General features: G+C 46.1%; 20 protein-coding genes. 11 read left to right on the top strand and 9 right to left on the bottom strand.

All coding sequences use genetic code 11. The features are described from left to right. From IQP38_RS26495 to IQP38_RS17230, 5 genes are all read right to left on the bottom strand, one after another. A partial coding sequence (locus IQP38_RS26495) for a TRAP transporter large permease subunit (protein WP_228010095.1) occupies window positions 1-318 on the bottom strand: 318 nt, incomplete at its 3' end. Continuing rightward, complete coding sequence (locus IQP38_RS17245; RefSeq protein ID WP_025768663.1) at window positions 315-878, bottom strand: TRAP transporter small permease; 564 nt, start codon at window positions 876-878, stop codon at window positions 315-317. The genes IQP38_RS17245 and IQP38_RS26495, both read right to left, overlap by 4 nt. A 58-nt stretch (window positions 879-936) precedes the next feature. After that, on the bottom strand, window positions 937-1,932 hold the full coding sequence (locus IQP38_RS17240) for a TRAP transporter substrate-binding protein (RefSeq protein WP_193837795.1): 996 nt from the start codon (window positions 1,930-1,932) through the stop codon (window positions 937-939). A 267-nt stretch (window positions 1,933-2,199) separates the two neighbouring features. Then, window positions 2,200-3,156, bottom strand: a complete 957-nt coding sequence (locus IQP38_RS17235) for a LacI family DNA-binding transcriptional regulator (RefSeq protein ID WP_025768661.1) — start codon at window positions 3,154-3,156, stop codon at window positions 2,200-2,202. Between the two features lie 150 nt (window positions 3,157-3,306). After that, window positions 3,307-4,056, bottom strand: a complete 750-nt coding sequence (locus IQP38_RS17230; protein ID WP_193837794.1) for an HpcH/HpaI aldolase family protein — start codon at window positions 4,054-4,056, stop codon at window positions 3,307-3,309. A gap of 289 nt (window positions 4,057-4,345) precedes the next feature. Between IQP38_RS17230 and hisD the strand changes: the two genes are divergently transcribed. From hisD to IQP38_RS17210, 4 genes are all read left to right on the top strand, one after another. Continuing rightward, window positions 4,346-5,638, top strand: a complete 1,293-nt coding sequence (hisD, locus tag IQP38_RS17225) for a histidinol dehydrogenase (protein WP_005374756.1) — start codon at window positions 4,346-4,348, stop codon at window positions 5,636-5,638. A gap of 1 nt (window position 5,639) precedes the next feature. Next, on the top strand, window positions 5,640-6,374 hold the full coding sequence (locus tag IQP38_RS17220) for an SDR family NAD(P)-dependent oxidoreductase (RefSeq protein WP_033906644.1): 735 nt from the start codon (window positions 5,640-5,642) through the stop codon (window positions 6,372-6,374). A gap of 65 nt (window positions 6,375-6,439) precedes the next feature. Further along, window positions 6,440-7,444, top strand: a complete 1,005-nt coding sequence (locus tag IQP38_RS17215; RefSeq protein WP_005374765.1) for a cupin — start codon at window positions 6,440-6,442, stop codon at window positions 7,442-7,444. 1 nt (window position 7,445) lies between these two features. Further along, a complete protein-coding gene (locus IQP38_RS17210) occupies window positions 7,446-8,165 on the top strand; it encodes an alpha/beta fold hydrolase (protein ID WP_053307976.1) in 720 nt (239 codons plus the stop codon). A gap of 63 nt (window positions 8,166-8,228) precedes the next feature. On the opposite strand, the gene IQP38_RS17205 is transcribed toward IQP38_RS17210, so the two are convergent. From IQP38_RS17205 to IQP38_RS17195, 3 genes are all read right to left on the bottom strand, one after another. Next, entirely contained in the window at window positions 8,229-9,314 is a 1,086-nt protein-coding gene (locus tag IQP38_RS17205; RefSeq protein ID WP_039974032.1) for a porin, read from the bottom strand. Window positions 9,315-9,491: 177 nt separating this feature from the next. Continuing rightward, window positions 9,492-10,508 carry a nuclear transport factor 2 family protein gene (locus tag IQP38_RS17200; RefSeq protein WP_005374772.1) on the bottom strand — a complete coding sequence of 339 codons (1,017 nt, stop codon included), beginning with the start codon at window positions 10,506-10,508 and terminating at the stop codon, window positions 9,492-9,494. Between the two features lie 101 nt (window positions 10,509-10,609). Beyond that, window positions 10,610-11,905, bottom strand: a complete 1,296-nt coding sequence (locus IQP38_RS17195) for an MFS transporter (protein ID WP_053307975.1) — start codon at window positions 11,903-11,905, stop codon at window positions 10,610-10,612. Window positions 11,906-12,244: 339 nt separating this feature from the next. Between IQP38_RS17195 and IQP38_RS17190 the strand changes: the two genes are divergently transcribed. Continuing rightward, window positions 12,245-13,786 (top strand): sodium:solute symporter, encoded by a 1,542-nt coding sequence (locus IQP38_RS17190; RefSeq protein WP_193837793.1) that lies wholly within the window; start codon window positions 12,245-12,247, stop codon window positions 13,784-13,786. 11 nt (window positions 13,787-13,797) lie between these two features. Then, window positions 13,798-15,168 carry an L-serine ammonia-lyase gene (locus IQP38_RS17185; RefSeq protein WP_193837792.1) on the top strand — a complete coding sequence of 457 codons (1,371 nt, stop codon included), beginning with the start codon at window positions 13,798-13,800 and terminating at the stop codon, window positions 15,166-15,168. Window positions 15,169-15,246: 78 nt separating this feature from the next. Here the strand turns inward: IQP38_RS17185 and glgX are convergent, their stop codons facing one another. Then, window positions 15,247-17,238 (bottom strand): glycogen debranching protein GlgX, encoded by a 1,992-nt coding sequence (gene glgX / locus IQP38_RS17180; RefSeq protein ID WP_193837791.1) that lies wholly within the window; start codon window positions 17,236-17,238, stop codon window positions 15,247-15,249. A gap of 446 nt (window positions 17,239-17,684) precedes the next feature. Between glgX and IQP38_RS17175 the strand changes: the two genes are divergently transcribed. The 5 genes from IQP38_RS17175 (at window position 17,685) to IQP38_RS17155 (ending at window position 24,371) form a co-directional block, all read left to right on the top strand. Next, the gene (locus tag IQP38_RS17175) at window positions 17,685-18,956 is read left to right on the top strand and encodes a maltoporin (RefSeq protein ID WP_005374784.1); all 1,272 of its coding nucleotides are present in this window, start codon (window positions 17,685-17,687) and stop codon (window positions 18,954-18,956) included. A gap of 100 nt (window positions 18,957-19,056) precedes the next feature. Continuing rightward, the gene (locus tag IQP38_RS17170; protein WP_005374786.1) at window positions 19,057-19,866 is read left to right on the top strand and encodes a MalM family protein; all 810 of its coding nucleotides are present in this window, start codon (window positions 19,057-19,059) and stop codon (window positions 19,864-19,866) included. Window positions 19,867-20,182: 316 nt separating this feature from the next. Beyond that, a complete protein-coding gene (locus IQP38_RS17165) occupies window positions 20,183-20,689 on the top strand; it encodes a hypothetical protein (protein WP_042522205.1) in 507 nt (168 codons plus the stop codon). 120 nt (window positions 20,690-20,809) lie between these two features. After that, window positions 20,810-22,423, top strand: coding sequence for an alpha-amylase family glycosyl hydrolase (locus tag IQP38_RS17160; RefSeq protein ID WP_017820115.1), 1,614 nt, complete (start codon window positions 20,810-20,812; stop codon window positions 22,421-22,423). Window positions 22,424-22,754: 331 nt separating this feature from the next. After that, window positions 22,755-24,371 carry an endonuclease gene (locus IQP38_RS17155; RefSeq protein WP_193837790.1) on the top strand — a complete coding sequence of 539 codons (1,617 nt, stop codon included), beginning with the start codon at window positions 22,755-22,757 and terminating at the stop codon, window positions 24,369-24,371. Window positions 24,372-24,374: the final 3 nt, after the last annotated feature.

Below are 24,374 nucleotides of genomic sequence, written 5' to 3'. Positions count from 1 at the left end.
GGAAGCGAAGAACATACACGCCACAATGGCCACGATGCCAAGCCCGCCAGTAAAGTGGCCAAAGAAGACCTCCGCCACATGCAATAATCGTTTTGAGATCCCTCCTTGGCTCATAAGGTTACCTGCTAAGGTAAAAAAAACGACGGCGAGGAGAGGGAAAGAGTCGAGCCCTGTTACCATTCCTTGGACTAAAAACTCGATGTTAAGAAACGGCAGACTGAGTATCGCGACCATACTGGCTGCCGCCAGAGCAATACCGACCGGAACGCCAATGAGCAGAAGCAGACCAAAGCTGCCAAACAAAAGTGCAGACGTCATGCGTTAAACTCCAATAGTCGGTTAGAAGTACGATACTTTGCTTTGATATGGCGATAGCGTTGGCGAGAAAAGCGAACTCGTTCATTGCTGGTGGAGCACGCGTTCACACGTTGATAAATGCTTGTCACTAGGCGCGCGCAGCTTAATAGTGCGCAAACTAAAACAGAGGCATACAAACACGCAATAGGAATTTCCATTGCGGGTGCAATCTGACCGAGTTGCAGGCTGCGGTTTATAACCTTAAATCCAAACCAGGCGACAGTTGCACTAAAGGCAAGGTAGATAAGATCAGAGACAATCAAACTGAATTGCGTCCAATTGCCCGGAAGTTTATCGATGAACACACGAATGCGGATGTGTCGATCATCTCGGATACAGTAGCTGATGCTCAGGTACATCGCCCATACGAATAAATAACGAGCCAGCTCTTCAGCCCACGCGATCGTTGCATCGAACAGGCGTAGGGCGATTTGCAAGCACAGTAAAGTTGTCATCGTTGAGATCGCGATAACGATAAGGGTTGGTTCTAGGTATTTGTCTAGTAAGCGAAACCACTTCATGTTCACCTCCAAAACGAGAAAGCACGACCTGTTGCCAGATCGTGCAAAAGAGTGGGAGTTATAGGCGTTCTATCTCGGCCATCACGTTGTCAAACAAGTCTTTACCCGTTTTACTGCGCAAGTCCTGGTACACGGCCGCATTCATTTTCTCTTTCATGATGCTGCGTACCTCGTCTGGGACGATGTTAACCGTCATGCCTTTTGCTTCGAGCTCTTTGATTACTTCTTGGTTTTGCTTAGCGGCGAGCTCACGCTGTTTTGCGATGGTTTCTTTGCTTACTTCACTGATCAGCGCTTGTTGTGCGGCCGGCAGTGAATCCCAAAACGATTTGTTCATGAACAACACGTAGTTGGTGTATATATGGTTAGTTAAAGAGAGGTACTTTTGTGCCTCGTAAAAACGTTCGGCATAAATAGAGTAGATAGCACTTTCTTGAGCGTTAATCAGGCCTTGTTGTAACGAGGTGAAAATTTCTCCCCAAGACAGAGGTGTTGGCGCAGTACCAATAGATTTCCACGCGCTTATTTGAGTGGGGTTAGATGCCGAGCGAATCTTTAGCCCTTTCAGGTCCTCAATACTATCAATTGGCTGTTTGTTGTTGGTCACGCTACGAAAGCCGACCTCCATAAAGCCAAGTCCATGAAAGCCTTTTGATTCCATAGCATTCAACAATGGTTGTCCGATCTTCTCACTGTCGAGCGCTTTGTGTGCTTGCTCTTCGCTATCAAAAAGGTAGAACACGTCGAGCACGTTAAACTCTGGGACGTAGGGAGAGAGTAAAACTGACGCACCAAACGTCATTTGTAAGTTGCCTTGCTGTACGAGTTCAGTCGTCTCACGCACATCGCCTAGTTGTCTCGCCGGATAGATTTCAACTTCTATCTCACCGTTTGAGCGAGCTTCCACTTCTTGTTCGAAATAGAGCATTGCTTTGTGTACGGGAGAGGTTTCTTGACTGTCATGAGCAAGACGTATAACACTGGTTGCAAACGTATTCATACTGCTAAATGCAAGCCCCAGTGCGGTAAGTGAAGTCAGGATTACTTTCTTCATCGTTCTTCCTTGTTTCTGGTATGACCTGCCATTGGCATTCGTCGGCAAGTCACACAACTTTTTATGTTTTTATAAATTAGTTGAGCAATTCATATCCATTTTGCATACGAATCCAAAATAAAACATTAAAGTAACAAGTCAATAACAAGATTGATGAATTGATGAGGAATTAAATAACGATTGGTGAAAATTTAATCGTGATCACAGAAAATGCCTTACTCGAAAGCAAGGCATTTTGTTTATGAAGAATGAATAAAAATGGATTTATTAAATGGTGCTACTACGTTCGATCAAGGTGCCTTGCTCGAAAAGGTATTCGCCAGTTGCATCCAGGTTGCCGTTGATTCGATTCATCAAATCTTCAACCGCTCGTTTAACAATTTTGTCGACTGGTTGAGCAATGGTGGTCAAATCATAGCTCGGCCATGCAGACATCGGAATGTTATCTACACCCATCACAGAGAAGTCTTGGGGGATCTTTGCTCCGGCTTGTCGCAAGCCATCCATCACACCCATGGCGAGGATGTCGTTTGCACAAAAAATTGCATCGGGTTTGCTAGTGTGCGACAAGATCGCTTTCGCCGCTTCTAAGCCTGCTTCAAAGCTGTACTTGGCTTGGATAAAGGTTGGTGACGGGGAGCCGAGTTCTTGCAATTTTGAAGAGAAACCCAGCCAACGCTCTTCACTGGTCATGGAGCCAGCATCGCCACTGATATAAGCACACTGTTTTGCGCCTTTCTGCGTTAAATACTCGGCTGCTTGTTGGCCCGCCAATCGGTTATCAATACCAGAGCTATTGGCATTAATACCCTCGGCGTAGCGGTTAATCAAGCTTAAATGAACGCCAAACTTTTCGCATTGGGCAAACGCGCGTGAGGTTAAACGGCTGGTGGCGATAACGAGTCCGTCCACTTGGTATTCAATGGCGCGTGAAATGGCGAGATCGAGGTCGTCCTTGTCGATAGGGCAAAGCACAACTTGTCCGCCTCGCTTTTGAATTTCGACAGCCAAAGCACGAGATTGCATGTCGTACATTGGGTTTGATTCGCTATCTAACGCAATCGCCACTAAGCCTGAACGATTCGAAATCAGACCTCGGGCGATGGCATTCGGTGTGTATCCGAGCTTAGCTGCGGCATCCATCACCATTTTGCGTTTCTTCTCGCTAATACTCGCAGTCGGGCTGAATGCTCTAGATACCGTCGATTGAGAGACGCCGAGCATCTTCGCGACGTCGATCGAAGTTACTTTCGCTTTAATGGTGATACTCCTTATTTAAGGCCATTGAACCTTCTCATACGTGCTGAGTGTATGGGCTAGGGGATTTCTGTGTCTAGAGCATTACATTGATAAGGCGTAAATATCAGAGAAAACTCAAGAATTCATCACATTTCTCTCTTGCTTGAAGCCATCAATGATCGTTTTGTGTTCAGAGCCAACACAAAAGAAGCTAACGCCGAGTTCACGCCATTCCCGAGCTTGTTGAGCCGTCGCGACAAACATGCCAACAGGTTTATTGGCGGCTCTGGCCGCTTCGATTACTCGCATACTTGCTTGTGCGACTTTCTCATCATGAACGCTATCAGCACCATAAGCGACAGTGAGATCAACTTGGCCAATGAAGAGCGCATCAATTCCTTCAACATTGGCAATCGCTTCAACATTTTCAACCCCTTGAGGGTCTTCAATTTGTGCAATGACAATCGTATTCGCACGGCTGTCTTTTAAGTGTTCAACCATGGGCTTAGTGGCGTATTGCGCTGCTCGACTGGAACCAGCATACCCTCGGCCACCTTCTCCGTAATGGCAGATTTTCGCCAGTTGCGTCGCTTGCTCAGCAGTACAAACATGGGGAATTTGTACACCCGCCGCGCCACAGTCAAGCGCGTTCAAAATGGTTGAAGGAGCGCTGTCTTGTACTCGTACCACGCACGCGAGGTCATTCGCTCTGGCCGCCATGATGCACAGATCAAGCGAGGAACGATCGAAAGGTGCGTGCTCTGCATCCAGTACCACAAAAGGCAACTCTGCCAGTGCCAATACTTCGATAATGTGAGGGTGAGGGGTTTTAACAAATGTACCTAATATCGTTTCTTGATTCAGACGTTGTTTAAAATTGCTCATGATTCTCTCCTTTGCAAAGGTATGCAAAAACTAACATTTAGAAATGTAAATGATGAGTAAAAATGATGTGATCTAAAACTCATTTTTGATTAAAAATTAAACTTAATTAAGGTCCTTATTACTTGCTTTTATTTGTTTAAACTAATAAATACAAAGGCTTAAGTAATGTTTTTGTGGTTTGTTGACTTAACTTGTCAAGTGTTAATTAAGTGTTTAATCTGATTTTGCATTCGTATCCAAAAGCATAAAAATAACCGTTCGTCAGCCTCAATGTTCAAGGAGAAACCCAATGGCACGCATTTTAAAAAACGGAATCACTGAAGAAGCATCAGCATCAAACGACGCAAAAGTGCGTCAGATTGTTGAAAACATTCTTGCTGATATTGAATCGAAAGGTGATAGCGCTGTACGTGAGTTGTCTGAAAAGTTTGATAACTGGTCGCCGGAGCAATTCCGCCTGTCAGAAGAGCAAATCCAAGCCTGTGTGGATGCGCTTGATGAATCGACTCGTCATGATATCGAGTTCGCTCAGCAACAAGTTCGAAACTTTGCTCAAATTCAACGTGACTCAATGAAAGACGTCGAAGTAGAAACCATGCCTGGTGTGGTACTGGGGCATAAAAATATTCCAGTAAACAGCGTGGGTTGTTACATCCCTGGTGGAAAATACCCATTGGTTGCATCCGCTCACATGAGTGTACTGACGGCGAAAGTCGCGGGCGTAAAACGTGTTATTGCTTGTGCGCCTCCGTTTAACGGCCAGCCGAACGTCGCGATTGTCGCTGCGATGGCAATGGCGGGTGCGGATGAAATCTACTGCTTCGGTGGTGTTCAGGCGGTAGGTGCAATGGCTCTTGGTACAGAGACTATTGCGCCAGTCGATATGATTGTAGGGCCGGGTAACGCATTTGTGGCAGAGGCAAAACGTCAGTTGTTTGGTCGCGTTGGTATCGATTTGTTTGCAGGGCCAACGGAAACCTTGGTCATTGCTGATGAGAAAGGCTGTGACCCGGAATTGGCAGCGGCAGACTTGCTTGGTCAGGCTGAGCATGGTTACAACTCTCCCGCTGTATTGTTGACCAATAGCGAAACATTTGCGCAAGAAACCATTAAAGAGATCGAACGTCAGTTAACCATTCTCCCAACGGCTGAAGTCGCGGGTAAAGCGTGGGCAGATTACGGACAAGTGATTGTGTGTGATAGCTACGAAGAAATGGTGGAAGTGGCAGACGATATCGCTTCTGAACACGTTCAAGTGATGACGGAAGATCCTAAATACTTCCTAGATAACATGACCAACTACGGTGCCTTGTTCCTAGGTCGTGAAACCAACGTTTCTTACGGCGATAAATGTATTGGTACCAACCATACACTGCCAACGAAGAAAGCGGCGCGATACACCGGTGGTCTTTGGGTAGGTAAATTTATCAAAACCTGTACTTACCAGCGTGTAACGGAAGCTGCGTCCCTCAAAGTCGGTGAGTATTGCTCTCGCTTGTGTGCACTCGAAGGTTTTGCTGGCCACAAAGAGCAAGCGGATATTCGTGTGCGCCGTTACAAAGGCAAAGTAGAAGAGGCGTAATATGTCGAAACTTGCCTTAGTCACAGGCGGCAGTGGCGGACTGGGTGCCGCCATTTGTCGCAAGCTAGCTGAATCGGGATATCGCGTAATTCTGACTTACAACAGTAATCATAAAGCGGCCGAGGATGTGCTTTCCTCGCTGCCACGTAACGAGCATCTAGCATTCAAATTGAACGTGGCAGATTCTAGTGCGATTGAACAGCTTAAACATCAAGTCAGTGAAATAAGCGACAAGCTGGATTTGTTGGTCAACTGTGCGGGGATGACGAAATTCGTCGCGCACTCTGATTTGCAAAGCTTAGATGATCAACTGTTTGACCAAATTTTCCAAGTGAACGTCCGTGCGCCTTTTGCCATGGTTCGAGCGTTTGAGCCTTGGCTTAAGCAAGCCAATGGTTGTGTGGTGAACATTACTTCTATCGCGGCACAGACTGCGATGGGGAGCAACATTGCTTACTGTGCAAGTAAATCTGCCGCGGAGAACATGACCCGTTCTTTAGCTCGCGCTCTGTCTCCCGAGGTTCGCGTTTTGGCTGTTGCTCCAGGGCTTGTCGACACTGAGTTTGTCAAAGGCTTGGATGACGCATGGCGTAATCAACAAGAACAATCCACACCGCTTAAGCGTTTAGCCAATGATGAAGAAGTCGCTCAAGCCGTGTACGCCGCAGCAGAAGTTTTGACCTTCTCGACAGGCAATACCATCGCGGTTGATGGTGGGCGACCTTTAGGTCTGTAACACACTTTCGGTTTGTAACTAACAATTCAAAGGCTAGGTCCAAACAAGGACAACAAGGATTTACAATGACTCTACAATCTAAAATGAATAATAATCTGGTCCGCTACATGGAACTGATTCCGGGTACGAGTGCGTTTATTGATGCGCGCACGCCAGGCAGTGATCTCAAAGATAACTTTTGTATTATCGGTGCAGGGGTGGCAGAGAGCAGTCGTCAGCATGTTCATATTCGCGATACGGCGGGCTTTAATATTGGTGCCGCAGGCCAACCGCCGGGCATCAAAAATTCGTTACATTCTCATCGCACCGCTGAGCTTTTCTTGGTGTTCAAAGGTCAGTTCCGCTTTTATTGGGGGAACGATGGTGAACACGAGGCGGTGTTGTCTCACGGTGACGTCATCTCGATTCCAACCAATCTCTTCCGTGGATTTGAAGTGGTTGGCCGCGATTACGGCTTTATGTTCTCGGTACTTGGCGGCGACGATTCAGGTGGCGGCGTTATTTGGCATCCAAACGTTATCAAAGACAGTCAAGGTTATGGTTTATACCTCAAAGCCGATGGCACACTTGTGGACACTATTAATGGCGACCCGGTGCCACAAGAATCAGAATTGATGCCGCTGCTTACCGAAGAAGAACTCGCGACCTTCGATACCTACACCGCAGAAGAGATGATGCCATTTGTCGCTCTGCAAAAAGATTATCGTGAAATCAAAGGCGATTTCGGCGGAAGCAACGTGAAACAATACGCCTTAACGGGTCATCCTTTGGCGAGTTATGACTTCCAAGTAAAGAGTGAAGATGAAGTGAGCATCATGGCTTATGAGCTTTCTGAAGGTGGCTCGATTCCTCAACACTGCCGAGAAGAAAAACAAGTGCTTATCAACTTTGATGGCGATACTGAAGTCGTCCTCACGCATCAAGGCGAACAAGCGAGTGTTGTTTTAACGCGCGGTGATGTGCTGAATGTTCCAGAAGGTGCGTCTTATTCACTGACGAACTTGCGTGGTAATAGTTTGACGTATTGCATTCTTGGGTCTGATCAACCAAAGCCGCTTGCAGGAGAATAAAATGACGCAACCCACCTCGTTAGTTTGGCTACCCGGACTACTTTGTGATGGCACATTGTTTGAGGAAGTCAACCGAGCGTTGCCAAGTTGGGTTGAGCCTTCATGCCCGACGCTGGCCTCATTGCCGTCAATGGAACAGCTGGCGCAGAAAGTGTTGCAAGACGCACCGCAGGAGTTTGTCTTGGGTGGCTTATCAATGGGTGGGATTCTTGCCTTTGAGGTGTACCGTCAAGCGCCAAACAGAGTCAAAGGCTTGATCCTCATGGATACCAATGCAGCAGATGAAAAGCCAGAGGTGACACAAAAGCGTGATGCACTGGTTAGCCGTGCGCTAAGTGGTGAGTTTGAACGCATTACGCCTGACACTCTGATGCCTGTGCTGATTCATCCAAGCCGTTTGCAAGACAAAGCGTTAACTGAGCGTATAGAAGGCATGGCGGTCAATGTAGGTTTGGAGGCATTTGAAGCACATGCTAAAGCGTTAGCAACTCGCCCGGATGCTCGACCTTTATTGGCGGACATTCAAGTTCCTACGTTGGTGATAACAGGTAAAGAAGATAAGCTTTGTCCGCTAGACAATCATCTGCTCATGGAGAGATGCATCCCAAACGTCACGCTTCATGTTATCCCTGAGTGTGGGCATCTATCTACGCTTGAGCAGCCTTTAATTATTAGTGAAGTGATGACTACTTGGCTTCAAGATAACTTTGCTTTGTGTTGATAAGAACTTCATCACTCACCACCTTAAGGTTACTTGGGTATAGGTGGTGAGCGATGAGTATTATCAGAAGTAGTAGCGAATACCTGCCGCGAATTGATCATCACGGTTTTCGAATTTGCTGCCATCGTACTGATCTTTACCTAGGTCGAACTGGTATTCAGTCCAAACTAGGAATTTGTTCTTCTGGAAGTGGTATTCAAGACCAGGAATCAGCAAGTTACGCTCGTAACCTTGCGTCTCGTCACCACGATCTTCCATGTAGTTGTAGTTCAACGTTGGGCGCAGGCCGTTGTCGAAGTGGTAGTAAGTGTAGATTTCGCCACCTAGGGTATCGAACATTACGTCCGTACCGCCTTGGCTCACTGCTTCCCAGTTTTCGCCAACGTGGAAAGTCGCACCCGCGTAGAAGCCACCGTTGCTGTAGTTTGCACCCAATAGCATGATGCGCATGTTGTCGCCGTTTTCTACGCCAACCACGCTTGCGTCTAGATCCGCAACTTCATTTTGATGGTAAGCCGCACCAAGTGTTACGCCATCAACGGGTTTGTAAGTGATCGATGCACCCATGCCGTTTTTCAGTGAGGCTGTCGCATTGCTTGCTAGAGCGACATCTTCACGCGTGGTTTGGTAAGTAAAGCCGTAGCTCACTTTGTCATTGATTGAATTGCGGTACGTAATTGAGTTTTCTGCACGACCAGCACCGGATGCGATACCCCAGTCAGCTAGGTTGTAAACACCTGAGCCACGAGTACCGAATACACGACCTAAATCGGTGTACCATGCTACGTCGTAGAAGGTAGACCATTGCTTAGTACCCGCAGCAATCTTGCCGTATTTTTCGTGATCAACACCTGCGTATAGCAAGCGGTCGTAAATGTTGTCGCCGTTCGCGCCAGAGTTGTAGCCCCATTCCGCGTGACCGAAACCAGTCCAGCCGTTATCCAGACCCATTTGGCCTTTCAAACCGAAACGTGAGCTGCCGCTATTCCATTCGCCGTTGTCATCACCGCCACGGTCTTGGTAGCGAAGATCGAAACGGCCATCGATGGTTAAGCTGTCACCAGCGTCATTAACAAAAGTGTGTGCAGCAAAGGCTGAGCTAGAAGTAAGCGCTGCTAAAATCACTGCAGAAAGGGTCGACTTTTTCATCATCAATCTCATTATTCAGGGCGCAGAAAGCCACCGTGCGTTCATGCCCGTTGTGAATAAGGGTTCTATCTTGAGGTTGTGCCCCATCCTTGAGGCACGAGTTGGGAGCATGTCGCCTGAACCGAGAGGGGATTCAGGCAACATAAAGGCGGGTTGACAATCCGCCCCTAGGACTTCTTATAGAGAAGGGTTTAGGATCTGTTGAGTACGCTCGAATACGTCTAGACCTTGCTGTTTTAGCCAGTAAGGTAGGTCGATCAGTACCCAGTTCTCAGATAGCTTGTCGCCGTCACGGTAGTAAACGTCAACCACTTGCATGTCTGCACGTACTTCACCACCTGTCATACCTAGGAAACCACCAATTGGTGTGTTAGATAGGTTTGGCCAGCCGAAGAAACAAGAGAAGTTACCTTCTGCGAAACGACATACGTGGCCGTTAAACTTCTTGTCTTTCAGGTTGTTACGGAACGGCAATTGGTGCTGCTGTTGGTAACGAGGGATTGTGTAAGACGCACCGATACCACATGGACCGTACCAGATCATGTCTTTAGACCAGCTCTTTTCAAGAACTTCTGGTGGGCAACCCATAGCGCCGCTGTCGTTTAGTGCAGATAGGTCATCAACCATCTTGTTCACTAGTGCTAGTGTTGCTACGCCTTCTTCTGGTGCTGCGTCTTCGAACAGTAGGCCGTCGTGGTTACGAGGACCAGGGTATACGAAGTGCTTACCTGTTGATGGTGGTAGTGGGTAACAACCCGCTTGGTCCATTGCACCTAGAAGGTCTAGGAATAGGCCAGTCTTAGTGATCTTGCCGTTTTCAACACAGTTAAATTCTGCGTAACGGATGTTCATGATTTTGCCAGTTGGGCGCATGCCTAGGTATTCAGCGTCGAATAGACCCATGAAGTGACCCATGCTCATTACCCAGATTTCACCTGATGTTACTTCGTTCTCACCACCGATGAAGATGTCTTGACGACGCTGCATGCGAGTCATTGATTTCATCAAAGGAGCCCAGAAAACGTCAGCCGCTGCTTGAGCGCCTTGTTGCTCACGGAATGGGTAAACACCACGCCATAGGTAATCTTCTGAAGTGTGTGCTTTTAGTACTTCTGCCACGTTCTCGTGAGTTGCGTTTTCCATTGCGCTGAAGTATTCACGTACAACGCGTTTCGCTTCTTGATATTTAGACATAATAAACTCTCTTATTTGCTGTCGAGTCGGCTTTGGGAACAGGACTCGAAATTAAGTTTTTTCATCCGACCGGGGAGCCAGCCGGAGTTTTTGAAATTCAGTTACGCTTTTGCTGCTTCGGCTTTTTTGCTCTTATCGAGCACGCCGCCTTTTAGTGTCTCTGGCAGTGATAGCCATAGAAGACCAGCAAGGATCCATACGATTGGTGAACCCCACATTGCGGTTTGTAGGTCGGTACGCTCTTGGATGAAGATAAGTACCATTGGTGCCCACATACCCAGGATACGACCGCCGTGGAATAGCGCCGCGCCGTAGCTACGTAGGTGTGCTGGGAACAGTTCTGAGAAGTAACCACCCCATACCGCTGAAGAAGACAGGCCGAAGTTGTAAATCAGACCAAGTAGAGCCAGCATGTTTAGGCCGCCAATCACCATGTCGCCAGGTGCAACAAAGAAGATTGAAACCATGATGCCCGCTAGGATGAAGCCAAATGCGTTCACCTTACGACCGAATTTGTCAGCTACCCAACCCCAGAACCAAGCACCAAACAGTGAACCAAATGCTGAGATAGAGAAGATGAGACCGATAGTTGCACCGTCGAACATACGTACATCACGTAGGTAAGTGGTTACGAAGCCACCAAAGAATTGGAAACCATAGAAGTTAAGGCCAGCCAGTAATAGACAGGTTAGTGTGATCTTACGGTAGGGCTTGCTTAGCATTTCTCCCCAAGAGCCTTTTTTCGCTGGTGCATTTGATTCTTCTGCTTTTGCTTGCTCTTCTTCACCGTAAGCGATCACTTTGCTGTCGCTAGGTAGTACAAAGATCATGACAACAGCGGCTGCCAATGGTGGGATACCACCAACAAGCATTAGGCTTTCCCATGGTGCATCGATGCTTGCAATAAACGCTGCATACGCACCCATTACCATCAGTGCAACAGAGAACATAGAAGACGCGAATGCCGTCAACTTACCACGTACCGTTGGCGTAAATAGGCCGATCATCAGGCTTACTGCCACGGTGAAGTAACCACCCAGTGACAAACCAATGATGAAACGCATTGCTGCCCATGTTGTGTAGTCGGTGAACATCATATTGATGATCGTTGCGCCACCGTTTAGGGCTGTGATGGTAATAAGAGTGGATTTCTTACCAAATTTTGTTGCGAACCAAGCACAGCTCAATGCACCGATAAGTGCACCAACCGACTGCCATGTATAGAACTGGGCAGTGTCTGACAGGCTAATACCATCATACGCTTCAACGATGTATGGGCGTACGTAGTCAATAATTACAAAGTTATAACAATAGAAAAAGTAACCAACCAGTATCGCTAGATAGGCAGCTACCCTTTGAATCATAGGAACTTCGCTCATGTGTCTTTTGGCATTCATGACCGATAAACCTCTATTTCACTTAGGATTTGTTGCTATTCAAACTTAAAGAACACGATCTTATTGGGATCATCTTCGATTTCGTGTCGTGGTGAATCATAGTTTTTTTAAGGTCATTAGATCCGTGATCAATATCAATTTTAAAATGAATGCGTACCCAATTAGTGGTTTTTAGTGATGGGAGTCTCATTAAATCGGTCTTTTTGGCATTTTTGAATATATAACCGTCTATATTGGTGATTATAGTCACAGTTATGGCGGGATTATCGTTTAGATATGCTTTTTTAAAGTAATATCCAAGCACAAATAATTAGCACCCATAATTATGGAAACCCTGAAATGGTTACGTACTCAAGTTTTGTGGTGATTGCGTTATACGTGTTAATCACCATATTAATCAGCTATTTAGTGAATAAGCGCTACAGCAATGGTGGCGACTTTTCTACGGGTGGAAAGCAATTTGGCTGGTTTACGGCAGGTGTTTCGATACTTGCGACTTACATTAGTGCGATGACGTTTGTAGGGATGCCAGGTTGGGTTTATAGCTCTGGCATGGAAGCGATGAGTATTCACCTTAACTATCCCATCGTTATTTTTTTCACCGTCATTTTCTTTGTGCCAGTCTTTTATAAGCTGGGCTTGACTTCGATTTATGAATATCTTGAGCACCGCTTTGGGGTGTATGCAAGAACCATCAACTCGATTGTGTTCATTGTGGTTCAATGTATATCTGCGGGTGTGATTTTGTATGCTGTGGCGCTGATCTTAGTGCAAGTTCTGCCTATCAGTATTTCTGAAGCCATTATCTACATCAGTATTTTCACCGCTTGCTATACCTATGCGGGCGGAATTTCCACGGTTATCTGGACCGATATGTTGCAATCTGCAGTATTGGTGGCGGGCAGTATCGCTATCTTTGCTATTCTAATGACAGAGATTAATGCGGCAGATTACCTTTCTCGTAATCACCTGAATATCATCAACTTAGACTTTGATTTAGGCGTAGATACCACACTCTGGGCTGGCGTGGTTGCCGTGAGCTTTTTGCATTTGAGTGTGTACGGCACCAACCAATTGATCATCCAACGCACGTTAGCGACGAGATGTGAAAAGACGGCGCAGAAGTCGATGCTGTTGTGTGGTTACGGTGCATTTTTTGTGTACTTATTCTTCGCGGTACTCGGTGTTCTTTTGAGTGTTTTCTATCAAGATCAATCGTTTGAAAACAGCAACGAAGTGATTTTGGATTTCGTCTTCAACCACACTAACCCAATCGTCGTTGGTTTGATCATTTCCGCATTGGCGGCGGCCGCAATGTCGACCTTGGATTCGACCTACAACTCAATGGCGACCGTCGCGACGTTCGATATCTACAAGCGTTTCGTTCGCAAGAGTGCCGATGATGAGCACTACGAAAAAGTCGCAAGAAAGATGAGTTTGCTCGCTGCGGCTATGGTGGTAGTGCCAGCTCTTCTGGCGGTATCGAATGAATCGGTACTCAAAACCATCGCTAGTCTGACTTCTATCTTTGTTGGTATCCGTTTGGGTTCATTCGTGCTTGGTTTATTCTGGGTGAACGCCAATGAGAAAGGCGTGATCGTTGGCAGTATCATGAGTGTGATTGCGGTGTTTACTGTGATGTATCTCGACGTGGCTTGGCCGTGGTTCGCGCCAATTGGTACGTTCGTCTTCCTTTTGTTTGGTGTGTTAGTGAGCCGTCGTTGGGGCGCTGTGACTGCCGAGCAACAAATCTTTATCAATAATCAAAAACATCTTTTTGCAAAGCCAACCGCAAGCCATTACGGGCTGTTGGTGTTCGCTGTGGCGACCATCGCTGCTTGTATGGTTCTCCCTGATTGGCTTTATGCTGCATTGTCGTAATAGGTAAGTTTATGCTGTCCATCTTTGATATTTACAAGATTGGTGTGGGCCCTTCTAGCTCTCACACCAATGGTCCAATGATCGCGGGTTACCACTTCACTCGTTTGATTGAATCGAACTTGGCAAAAGTGGTTCGTATTCAAGTCGATTTATACGGCTCACTTTCGTTAACGGGGATTGGTCACCATACAGACCGTGCGACCATTTTGGGTCTGTTGGGTAACAAACCAGATACCATCAAAATCGCTTCTGCGAACAAAGCGATGCGCAAGGCGATTGAAGAGGGCATGATGTCTGTCGATGGCCGTCATGAAATCGAATTCAACTACAAAACGGACATGTTGTTCCATGAAGAGAACCTTCCTCTGCATGAGAATGGCATGACGATTACTGCGTTAGATGCGCATGGCAATCAGGTTGGGTTTGAAACTTACTACTCTATCGGTGGCGGTTTCATCGCAACGGCGGATGAACTGCAAAATGGCAGCGCGACTGCGCCCGTAGAAGTTGAGTTCCCATTCTCCAGTGCGGACGAAATGTTGGCGCAGGCAGAGAATAACGGCATGAGCCTTGGCGGCATGATTCTGAAAAATGAACAAGCGTTTCAGGATATGGAAGCCATCAATCAACGCGCAGAACAGATCTGGCGTGTGATGACGCGTTGCATGGAGCGCGGTTTCGAAACAGAAGGTATCTTGGATGGCGGCTTGAACGTGACCCGACGTGCGCCAAACTTGTTGAAGAAGCTTGAAGCAAATGCAGCAATCGAAAACGATCCAATGGAAATCATGGATTGGATTAACTTGTTTGCTTTTGCTGTGAGTGAAGAAAACGCGGCTGGTGGACAAGTCGTAACGTCGCCAACTAATGGTGCGGCGGGTGTGATTCCTGCGGTATTGATGTACTACCATCGCTTCATCAAAGAGCTTGATACTAAACAGCTTAAAGACTTCCTTGCTGTGTCCGGTGCGATTGGCATTTTGTACAAAACCAACGCGTCTATTTCGGGTGCCGAAGTAGGTTGTCAGGGTGAAGTCGGTGTATCTTCCTCTATGGCGGCAGCTGGCTTGACCGCGCTACGTGGTGGCAGCAATGAGCAAATTTGTATTGCGGCTGAGATTGCCATGGAGCACTCGCTAGGCATGACTTGTGACCCAATCGGTGGCTTAGTGCAAGTACCGTGTATTGAGCGTAATGCAATGGGTGCAATGAAAGCGATCAATGCATCTCGCATGGCATTAAAGCGTAATAGTAAATGTCTGATCTCGTTGGATAAGGTAATTGAAACCATGTACCAAACGGGCAAAGACATGAACAAGAAATACCGTGAGACGTCACTGGGTGGGTTAGCTTTGATTCACCTAGCGCCGCCTTGCGAATAATGAGTTAGGCACATCTAACCAACAAAAAAGCCGAAGCACTGAGATGCATCGGCTTTCCTTTTTTGGAGCGTTTATAACTTAGCTATGCGTTTGCTCACCTTTTGGTGTGCTTTGGTTTGGTTGATAGTGCAAAATCACCATCGAGGTGGGTGACAGCAAGACTTCGCCTTCAGCATGTCCTGGGTTGAGATTACGTACGTTTGTATCACAGATCGTCACCCATTCTTGCTTTCGCTCATTGGGGAGCTTAAAGCGCGCTGTGGCGTTAGTTTGGTTGATGAGGTAGACCAGCTCTTGCCCTTCTTTACCGATACCAAGGTGAAGTGCGACGGAGCTTAAACGGTTCCAATCATCGTGCTCCATTAAGCGACCGTCTGTACGGTGCCAGAAAATACGGTTGTTATTGCGGTTTTCGCCACTGAAAGCTCGGATAAATGGCACCATGTATTGATTTCGGTTGGCGACCATTTGTGACATCCATGCTTTGAAATGTTGCTTACGTTCTGTCTCTTCCCAGTTCAGCCAACTGGTTTCGTTGTCTTGGCAATAGGCATTATTGTTACCGCCTTGGGTGTGAGACAGAACATCAGCAGTGAGAATGTGTGGGATACCGAAGGCAAACAGCAAGCTAGCAATAAGGTTGCGTTTTTGCTTCTCACGCGTGGCGATGATCATCAGATTTTCCGTCTCGCCCTCAACACCGTAGTTTTCTGAACGATTGTCACCGTGACCGTCGCGATTTTCTTCGCCATTGGCTTCGTTATGTTTGTGCTTGTAAGACACTAAATCTTGCAGTGTGAAGCCATCGTGATACGTGATGTAATTTACGGTGAGTTTGTATGGCCAGTTCGCTGCACTATAAATGTCACGAGAGCCCATTAATCGAGTGGCAAACTCTTTTAAATAGCCTTGATCACCGCGCCAAAAACTGCGGGAAATATCACGCAGTTTGTCATTACATTCGTTCCAACCAAATGGAAAGTTACCCACTTGGTAGCCATTTGGACCAATATCCCAAGGTTCGGCAATCAATTTGGTTTCACGCAAAATTGGGTCTTGCGCAACGGCTTTAAAGAAAGCTGCTTCTGGGTTGTAATCATCGCCCTGTCGACCTAACGTTGCAGCCAAGTCAAAACGGAAGCCATCGACTTTAAATTCGCTAACCCAGTAGCGCAATGTATCCATCACAAGGTTTAAGGCTGGTTGGTAGGTGAGATCCACTGTATTTCCGCAGCCAGTGTAATTGGCGAAGTGGTTGCCATGTTTGATGTAAAAACAGGAATCGAGGGCCTTCAGGTTGAAAATTGTAGGCCCTTCACCACCTTCAGCAGTGTGGTTGTAAACCACGTCGAGAATCACTTCGATGCCGTTTTTATGCAATTCGCGAATTGTTGTTTTTAATTCCGTAACGGCGTCTTGTTCTGCGTAGCGCGGATCGGGCACCATAAAGAGATAAGGGTTGTATCCCCAATAATTGACCTTTTCCATCTCTAGTAGGTGAGGCTCATGCATGCATGCTGCGACAGGTAGCAATTGCAGCGTGTTGATGTTTTGTTGTTCGTAAAAGGCCAGCATTTCAGGTGATGCAAGACCTAAATAGCGCCCCCTCAGCTTGTCCTCAACCTCTGGGTGGCGTTGGGTAATCCCTTTGACGTGCGTCTCAAACAACACCATCTCTTCTCTGGGTATACGCGGGTGATCCGTGTTTTGCCAGTCAAAATCATCTTCGATAACGACGCACTTCGGCATATCGAAACTTTTGGCTGGAGAGTACGGAGGGTGATAGTGGAGGGCTTTATCTATTGATTTTGCGTACGGATCAGAAATTAACAGTGGCTCTTCCTTGTGGGAGACAAGGTAACCGTATTTTTGCCCCGGCTTAATATCTGGAATAAAAGTATGACGTATGCCAGCGTATTCATTCGGTAAACCGTGAAGCTCGTAGCTGCCATCGTCTGCAAACAATGCCAGTTGAATGTCTTTTACGCCTGGAGCATGAATAGAGAAGTTACAGCCTTCTTTATTCAATGTTGCGCCCAGGGGGTAGGGGCGAGAGAGAAGTCGTGTCATCGGAGATACTTTATTTAATATTTATTGCTACCTTTAGGAAACTATAAGTTAAAAACTTTGTCTTACTAAGGTCAACCACCCTAAATATAAAAATATTCGTGTAATTTAATTACTTTATGTGACGGCTTAGAGTCAAAAATATGAAATGGCTATCACTTTGTAGCGGCTCAAAACCGAACAAACTTACTAATTCCTCCCTAGATTGGTGATCTGACTCGAAAAAACACCATTCGGTAAATTTTCTACTCCCTTCTCATCCCCCTTAAATTAGTTTAGGGCGGAGGAAGTCATCCTTGTACGCCTCGGGTAATCTCACAACTGTTGAAACAAACGGGGATTCGTTCCCATCTTACCTCTCTTTCTTTAGGTGTGTTTTTACTGCCTATATTCACCTAAAAGAGTGAGCAGGGAAGACAGAATTATAAATACCCTTAATGGAGTTAAGAATGAAAAAAGTAAGTGCAATTGCTGCTGCTGTAGCTGCAACTTTAGCTGCTGGTTCTGCATTCGCAGTGGATTTCCACGGTTACATGCGTGCTGGCGTTGGCGTGAACGCTGACGGTGGTCAACAATTAACATTCGAAAAGAACAAGATCGGTCGTCTAGGTAATGAAAGCGATATCTACGGCGAGATTCAACTAGGTAAAGAAGTTTACAACAACAACGGCAAAACGTTCTACGTAGACTCTATGGTTGCAATGACTTCTAATGGTTCAAACGACTGGGAAAGCACTTCTGCTAACTGTGGTTTGGATAACGGCGAAGTGAAATGTGTTGACGATGCACAATTCGCACTACGTCAATTCAACGTTCAAGCTAAAGGCCTACTAAACTTTGCTCCAGAAGCAACACTTTGGGCTGGTAAGCGCTACTACCAACGTCACGACATTCATATCTCTGACTTCTACTACTGGAACATCTCTGGCGCGGGCGCTGGTGTTGAAGGTATCGAAGCTGGTCCTGGTAAAGTTTCTTTCGCTTGGGTTCGTAACGACCGCGGCGATATCGCAGACCCAGGCAACGATGGTGGCGCAACAAACGTAAACACTCTAGACGTACGTTACGCAGGTCTTCCTCTATGGGACAACGGCTCTCTAGAAATGGGCTTGAACTACGCAATTCTTAACGAAACTGACGCTGCGCCAAACGGCACTAAAGATGCGAAAAACGGCGTAATGTTCACAGCAGAATTGACTCAAGGTCTAGACGCTGGTTTCAACAAAACAGTGCTTCAGTACGGTACTGAAGGTTACTCAAAAACAATGGCATTCTACGGCGACGGTAGCTGGTACGGCGCAGAAGCTGACAACGGTGCATCTGGTTACCGCCTAATCAACTGGGGTGTAATCGGCATGGGCGACAGCTGGGAAATGGGTCACCAGTTAGTGTACGGTGTTGGTGAAGACATGTGGGCTGGCCAAGACAAGTGGGAAACAATGTCTGTTGTTGTTCGTCCAATGTACAAATGGGATGACAACCACAAAACTATTTTCGAAGCTGGTTACGCTATCGACGATAACGACGGCGAAGAAAACAAATACGGTAAGCTAACTGTTGCTCAAGCATGGTCTGCTGGCTCTAGCTTCTGGGCTCGTCCTGAAATCCGTGTTTACGCTTCTTACCTAACGGCTGACAAAGAAGACAACTCAAACACATTTGACAACGGTCGTTCAGACGATACGTTCCAGTTCGGTGTACAAGCTGAAGCTTGGTGGTAATCATCTAACCACTAAGTCCTAAATTGTCCTAGAATGATACAGCCAGAACTTATCTGGCTGTATTTATTTAAAAAACAATAAAGAGTCGAGGTAGACAGTAATGAAAAAATGGCTTGCTCCCGTACTGCTGGGCATGTTGGCTACTGGTTGTGCGTCTGTAGAACAAGTAGAGATGAGTCCAAAAGGTCAGCAACAAGTGATCACGCAATCGGGTGATATTCAATGGGTACCGCTTAACGTGCCTGTGGTTACTGAATTCGCTTTGACTGATAAAAGCCAAATGTTGTTGGATGGTAACAGTGCTGGCGCTATTGCAGCGTTTGCTCTTCCAGGAAACCGTGGCAGTCTCGATATCAAATTAGAGACATTCGTAAGTAAAGAACTTCAATTTTATGCTCCTAATGTCGCAGTGATGAACTCGGCAGGAGAAACCATTTACCAAGCAGATTTTTCAAAGTTTAAGTATGAACCAGCAAAACTGTTGGACAACGATAAATTCGTACTTGATCTCAATGTGATTCCAGACATGACAGGTAACGATCTGCATGTGTTGGTTTACACGACTTCCGCCGATCTAAAAGGAAGTACACAAGTTTTACACCCTGCAAAAGCCTTCGCCATGGCGCGCCACACTCAGCCGCCAGATATTGCAGACCCTCTAGCGAAACATAGCCCACTTGGTCAGTTCCGCTTTTCGGTATCCGCGAATGATATCGTGAATACTAAGATTGTTGCGAAAAACGATAACATTCCCCAAGGTACGGACCTTACTAGCTACTACTACAGCTCCATTGAAGCAGCAGTCGCAGCGAATGATATTCCGAAAGCGCTCACTTTGCTTGATGAAGCAAAAGAGCTGGGTATCGAAGGTGCACAACAAGTGTTTGTGAAAGCCGTAAATAGAAAATAATCAGATAAAAAAGGTCAGCGAAATGCTGACCTTTTTCATAGAAAATAAACCAATAAAAATACCCCTACATAGAGTTACCTTATTCACATAATTATTTTTATTACTTTGTTTTTTATATAGGTTGGATCAATAATTAATGGCAGTTCCTAACTTATTTTTTGTACTTAGGAAATAAACAAACTTCTCGAAGTGATTTAAATTCGCAATCTGACGATATTTATTTGGCGTTTGATATTTCCATTTTAATAACGATTAATATTTCTTTTAACCGTTGAGTTTATTTTGCTTTGGATATACTAAAAAGGAATTACGTGAAATGAACATGATGAAGACCTCTCTTGCTGCTGCCCTACTTGTTGCCTTAGTAGGTTGTCAATCGACGGCAGAACCTGAAGCGGCCACAGAGCCAGTTGTTAATATGTCTCAAGACGAAGTGGTTGCTTTCATGAAAGCGTGTGACAACCCAGACAGCACAGCGAAAGGACCTATTTCTAAACCACTATTTGTGGTGGGTACTTTTGCGGATTCCGATTGGAAACACGTGCCTCAGCGTCAATACACCTACAAAGGGAATAATTTCTACCAAGCCGTGGTTCAAGAAAAAGTAGGCTCCTACAGAATGCAGTATGCGACCGAGTTGTGGTTCCCACAATTTACCGCAAAAGGTAATAGAATGAACGTTGGTGAATTAACACCATTAACATTTGGTGGTTACGGTACGGATACTTCGGTTGATATTAAAGAAGATGGTAAATATGTATGGAGTCTTCAGTTTGAAGGAAAAGGCAAACCTGTTCATGTCATGGTAAATAAGTGCCAATAATATTCCATTCAATTATTTAAAATCTATTTTTATTTATTAACCCCTGCATGAAACACATGTCGGGGTTAATTTTATTACTCAAATTTCCGTAGTTTATTTGAGTAAGTTAGGGAGAATAAAATGCGTAATATCCTACGTAACCATCGCCTGTCTCGATCGTTGCTTGCGTTAAGTGTGATTGGTGCTTTATCTGCGTGTAATTCTTCTGGTGGTGGCGACACTAATAGCAGCACTCCGCTACCGGATACCAGTTATGCTTGCCAAGCCAATGTCATGGCGCAAAGTAACCAACTTCGTACTTATCAAATCATGGTAGAGAGTTTTGTGGATGGTGATGCGAGCATTGGTCACGGTACAGGTTATGGCACCAGCCATCATAACGGCGATTTGCAAGGAGTGATTGATTCACTCGATTACATCCAAGACTTAGGGATGAATGCGATTTGGTTGACGCCAGTTTTTGAGTCAGAAGAGATAGCAGGACAAGATCATTGGGCGGATCGTTTGGACGCCACCGGCTATTTTGCGACAGATTACTTTAAAATCGACCCCAAATTTGGTGACTTAGCGACCGCGAAAACTTTAGTCGAAGAAGCACACAAACGCGGTCTGTACGTATTTTTTGATGGCGTATTTGGCCACCATAAGAATGGTTTGATCAAACCCTCGCCTTCCGGCTTGTTGCCTTCAGGCTCAAGCAATCCCGTGGATTACCCAGCCAGTCTCGATTTCTACAAAGAGGTGGCGACGTATTGGATCAAAGAACTCAAGATTGACGGCTGGCGTTTAGATCAAGCCTATCAAGTTCCGACAGACGCTTGGACACAACTTCGTAAAGCCGTCGATGAAGCCTCACAAAGTGTGACGTACACCAATAGCAAAGGCGATCAAGTGAATCCGTTGGGTTACATGGTGGCAGAGATTTGGAAAGGGGAGTCTGAGATTGCGAATGAGGCGTATGGATCGAACAGCGATCCAGCATTGTGCTCTGCGTTTGACTTCCCTATGCGATATCGCATCGTTGAAACTTTGGCCGTGAATGAGAGCGGCGTGGGTGGTCGCGGTGTGGATTGGTTAGACAACGGCTACAGCACACACAACCAATATCCAACACATGCGCAGCCGAATTTGATGATCGGCAACCATGATTTAGTGCGCTTTGGTGACTTGTTACAGCGCGGAAACTTGGCGGATGTGAATGATGCAGAATATTGGTTACGCCATAAAGCCGCGTTTGCTTTCCAAGCGGCGTACACCGGGCCAATCACGTTGTACTACGGTGATGAAATCGGGGATCAAGTGGATGGTTTTGCCGCAAAAGAAGACAACAGCACCTGTGCCATTCAAGGTTTGTGCGATGATCACGTTGCGCGCAGCAGTGCGAAAATTGAAGGCGTGACGGCGACGCTTGATGCAAACCAAGCCGATCTCAAATCTTATGTGACATCGCTGATGACAATGCGCGATGCGCATCCTGCACTTTATCAAGGGTCACGCACGAATTTAGTTGCGAGTAACGGCAGTTATGTGGACTTGAAACAATCTGGTTCGGACAAAGTCTTGTTTGCGCTAAATACCTTAGAGAGCGCTAGAAGCGTCACTCTTACTCAGGAGAGTGTTGGTACTGGTGAGTTGGTGGATTTGCTCACGAATGAAAAAATTACTCCGAGCAATGGTCAATATCAGATTCTGATGTCGCCACTACAAGGACGATTCTTTGCGGTAAAACCTTAAGGAATTATCCAGAATTGATGCTCACCAGTTGAGCTGACCACAAGCTTTCTTATAAACAAGCCAAGTGTTGTTGCTGACCCCCATAGGCGCATACTTGGCTTTTTTCTGTCTGTTTTACTTTTCCCTTAATGGTTTTACGACGATGTAGCCAACAAGTTGCTTCGCTTTTTGTATTGGCGTTTGTTTTCAGCAGATGGATATTTGTGAGATAAGCTGCACATTAAAAAGTAAATTAACACTTGTGCAACGTAAAAATGTGACTGAAGGATTACTTATGCCCCACTAATATGTTTATCGTGTTTGGGATTTATATAACTAATGGAAAAGTATAATGAAATCCATAACGAACTCCCTCTGTCTCCTTGCTGCTGTTAGCTCTCCGTTTGCATATAGCCAAATTATCAACGGTGACTTTGAACAGTGGAATGGCAATGTACCTACGCAGTGGTCAGTGATTGACGCTGGCATCGCGGTGTCGCCAAGCAGCGAACAAATCAAATCGGGCGGCCTGGCTGCTCAAGTCGTCGTGAATACAGGTACCCAAAGCAACACTGACCTTTTGCAAACCATTAATGTGGAGCAAGGGAAAACCTATCCGTTTTCTGTCTCGGTTTATCACACCGAAGGAAATGTAAAAGCACGTCTGGTGGTTGATGGTTATCACAATTACTCGAACCCACAACAGATAAACCAGTGGCAAGAGCTCGTGCACAATTACACAGCGAGCTCGAACAAGACCATCAACGTCGGTTTGCGTTTTTACGATGAAGCCAGTTTTGATGGCTCAGAAGTTGTCTACGTCGATAATTTTCAACCGACCGAGGCAAGTACACAACCTCCTGTAGAAAATTGTAGTGATCATGAGGTGGTTCTTACACTCACGACGGACAACTATGGCTCAGAAACTAGCTGGGAGTTGAAAAATAGCCAAGCGCAAGTGCTTTTCTCTGGTCAGGGGTATGAGTCGTCAACCTCTGTTGAAAAGAGCATGTGCTTAGCTGACGGTAACTACCAATTCACGATTCAAGACGAGTATGGTGACGGCATTTGTTGTGGCAGTGGCGCGGGGTCGTACATTCTGACTGAGGGAGATAAGACTCTTGCTTCTGGCGCTGAATTCTCGAAAAGTGAAACCACCGATTTTACGTTAGGTGACTCAACCACGACCCCACCAGTGGTTGATGGTTACTATCAAGCGGCATCTGGTAAGACGGGCTACGCTCTAAAAACGGCGCTGTTTAACATTATCAATAATCACTCCAGCCGAGGTTATTCTGCGGTGTGGGCCTTGGTAAAAGATGCCGATATTGATCGTTATTACGAAAATGATGGCTCTATTCTCGATATGTATTCTGAAAAGCCATCTGCTAGCGATACAGTAAGCTTTACCAAAGTCACAGACCAATGTGGCCAATACAAAACGGAAGGGGATTGCTACAACCGTGAGCACTCTTTTCCGAAAAGCTGGTTTGGCGGTAAGGTTGAGCCGATGAACTCAGACGGTCATCACTTGTTTGCGACTGATGGTTATGTAAACGCGAAGCGCAGTAATTGGCCATTTGGTGAAGTGGGCACCGCGACCTACGTGTCTAGTAATGGCTCTAAACTTGGCCAAGCAAGCACTAGTCTGGGCTACTTCGGTACGGTGTTTGAGCCGATTGATGAGTTTAAGGGCGACTTCGCCCGTGCTTATTTCTACATGGCGACCCGTTATGAAAATGTTGTAGGTAATTGGGAAGGTAACTCAAGCAATGCGGATGCTGTCCTTGATGGTTCAAGTTCGACGGTTTTTGAACCTTGGGTGTTAAACATGCTTAAGCGTTGGCACAAAAATGATCCCGTTAGTGAAAAAGAACGAAATCGCAATCAACAAGTGTTTGATTTTCAGGGCAATCGTAATCCATTCATTGATCATCCTGAGTTTGTTGAACAGATTTGGGGAAACTAACAC

The organism is Vibrio sp. OPT41 (assembly GCF_015163595.1).
GTDB classification, from domain to species: domain Bacteria; phylum Pseudomonadota; class Gammaproteobacteria; order Enterobacterales; family Vibrionaceae; genus Vibrio; species Vibrio alginolyticus.
This window is presented reverse-complemented; position numbering and strand designations above follow the sequence as displayed.

Excerpts from the sequence above, each read along its gene's own strand:
- IQP38_RS17245 (WP_025768663.1), bottom strand. The coding sequence starts at position 878 with ATGAAGTGGTTTCGCTTACTAGACAAATACCTAGAACCAACCCTTATC.
- IQP38_RS17240 (WP_193837795.1), bottom strand. The coding sequence starts at position 1,932 with ATGAAGAAAGTAATCCTGACTTCACTTACCGCACTGGGGCTTGCATTT.
- IQP38_RS17235 (WP_025768661.1), bottom strand. The coding sequence starts at position 3,156 with ATGCTCGGCGTCTCTCAATCGACGGTATCTAGAGCATTCAGCCCGACT.
- IQP38_RS17230 (WP_193837794.1), bottom strand. The coding sequence starts at position 4,056 with ATGAGCAATTTTAAACAACGTCTGAATCAAGAAACGATATTAGGTACA.
- hisD (WP_005374756.1), top strand. The coding sequence starts at position 4,346 with ATGGCACGCATTTTAAAAAACGGAATCACTGAAGAAGCATCAGCATCA.
- IQP38_RS17220 (WP_033906644.1), top strand. The coding sequence starts at position 5,640 with ATGTCGAAACTTGCCTTAGTCACAGGCGGCAGTGGCGGACTGGGTGCC.
- IQP38_RS17215 (WP_005374765.1), top strand. The coding sequence starts at position 6,440 with ATGACTCTACAATCTAAAATGAATAATAATCTGGTCCGCTACATGGAA.
- IQP38_RS17210 (WP_053307976.1), top strand. The coding sequence starts at position 7,446 with ATGACGCAACCCACCTCGTTAGTTTGGCTACCCGGACTACTTTGTGAT.
- IQP38_RS17205 (WP_039974032.1), bottom strand. The coding sequence starts at position 9,314 with ATGAAAAAGTCGACCCTTTCTGCAGTGATTTTAGCAGCGCTTACTTCT.
- IQP38_RS17200 (WP_005374772.1), bottom strand. The coding sequence starts at position 10,508 with ATGTCTAAATATCAAGAAGCGAAACGCGTTGTACGTGAATACTTCAGC.
- IQP38_RS17195 (WP_053307975.1), bottom strand. The coding sequence starts at position 11,905 with ATGAATGCCAAAAGACACATGAGCGAAGTTCCTATGATTCAAAGGGTA.
- IQP38_RS17190 (WP_193837793.1), top strand. The coding sequence starts at position 12,245 with ATGGTTACGTACTCAAGTTTTGTGGTGATTGCGTTATACGTGTTAATC.
- IQP38_RS17185 (WP_193837792.1), top strand. The coding sequence starts at position 13,798 with ATGCTGTCCATCTTTGATATTTACAAGATTGGTGTGGGCCCTTCTAGC.
- glgX (WP_193837791.1), bottom strand. The coding sequence starts at position 17,238 with ATGACACGACTTCTCTCTCGCCCCTACCCCCTGGGCGCAACATTGAAT.
- IQP38_RS17175 (WP_005374784.1), top strand. The coding sequence starts at position 17,685 with ATGAAAAAAGTAAGTGCAATTGCTGCTGCTGTAGCTGCAACTTTAGCT.
- IQP38_RS17170 (WP_005374786.1), top strand. The coding sequence starts at position 19,057 with ATGAAAAAATGGCTTGCTCCCGTACTGCTGGGCATGTTGGCTACTGGT.
- IQP38_RS17165 (WP_042522205.1), top strand. The coding sequence starts at position 20,183 with ATGAACATGATGAAGACCTCTCTTGCTGCTGCCCTACTTGTTGCCTTA.
- IQP38_RS17160 (WP_017820115.1), top strand. The coding sequence starts at position 20,810 with ATGCGTAATATCCTACGTAACCATCGCCTGTCTCGATCGTTGCTTGCG.
- IQP38_RS17155 (WP_193837790.1), top strand. The coding sequence starts at position 22,755 with ATGAAATCCATAACGAACTCCCTCTGTCTCCTTGCTGCTGTTAGCTCT.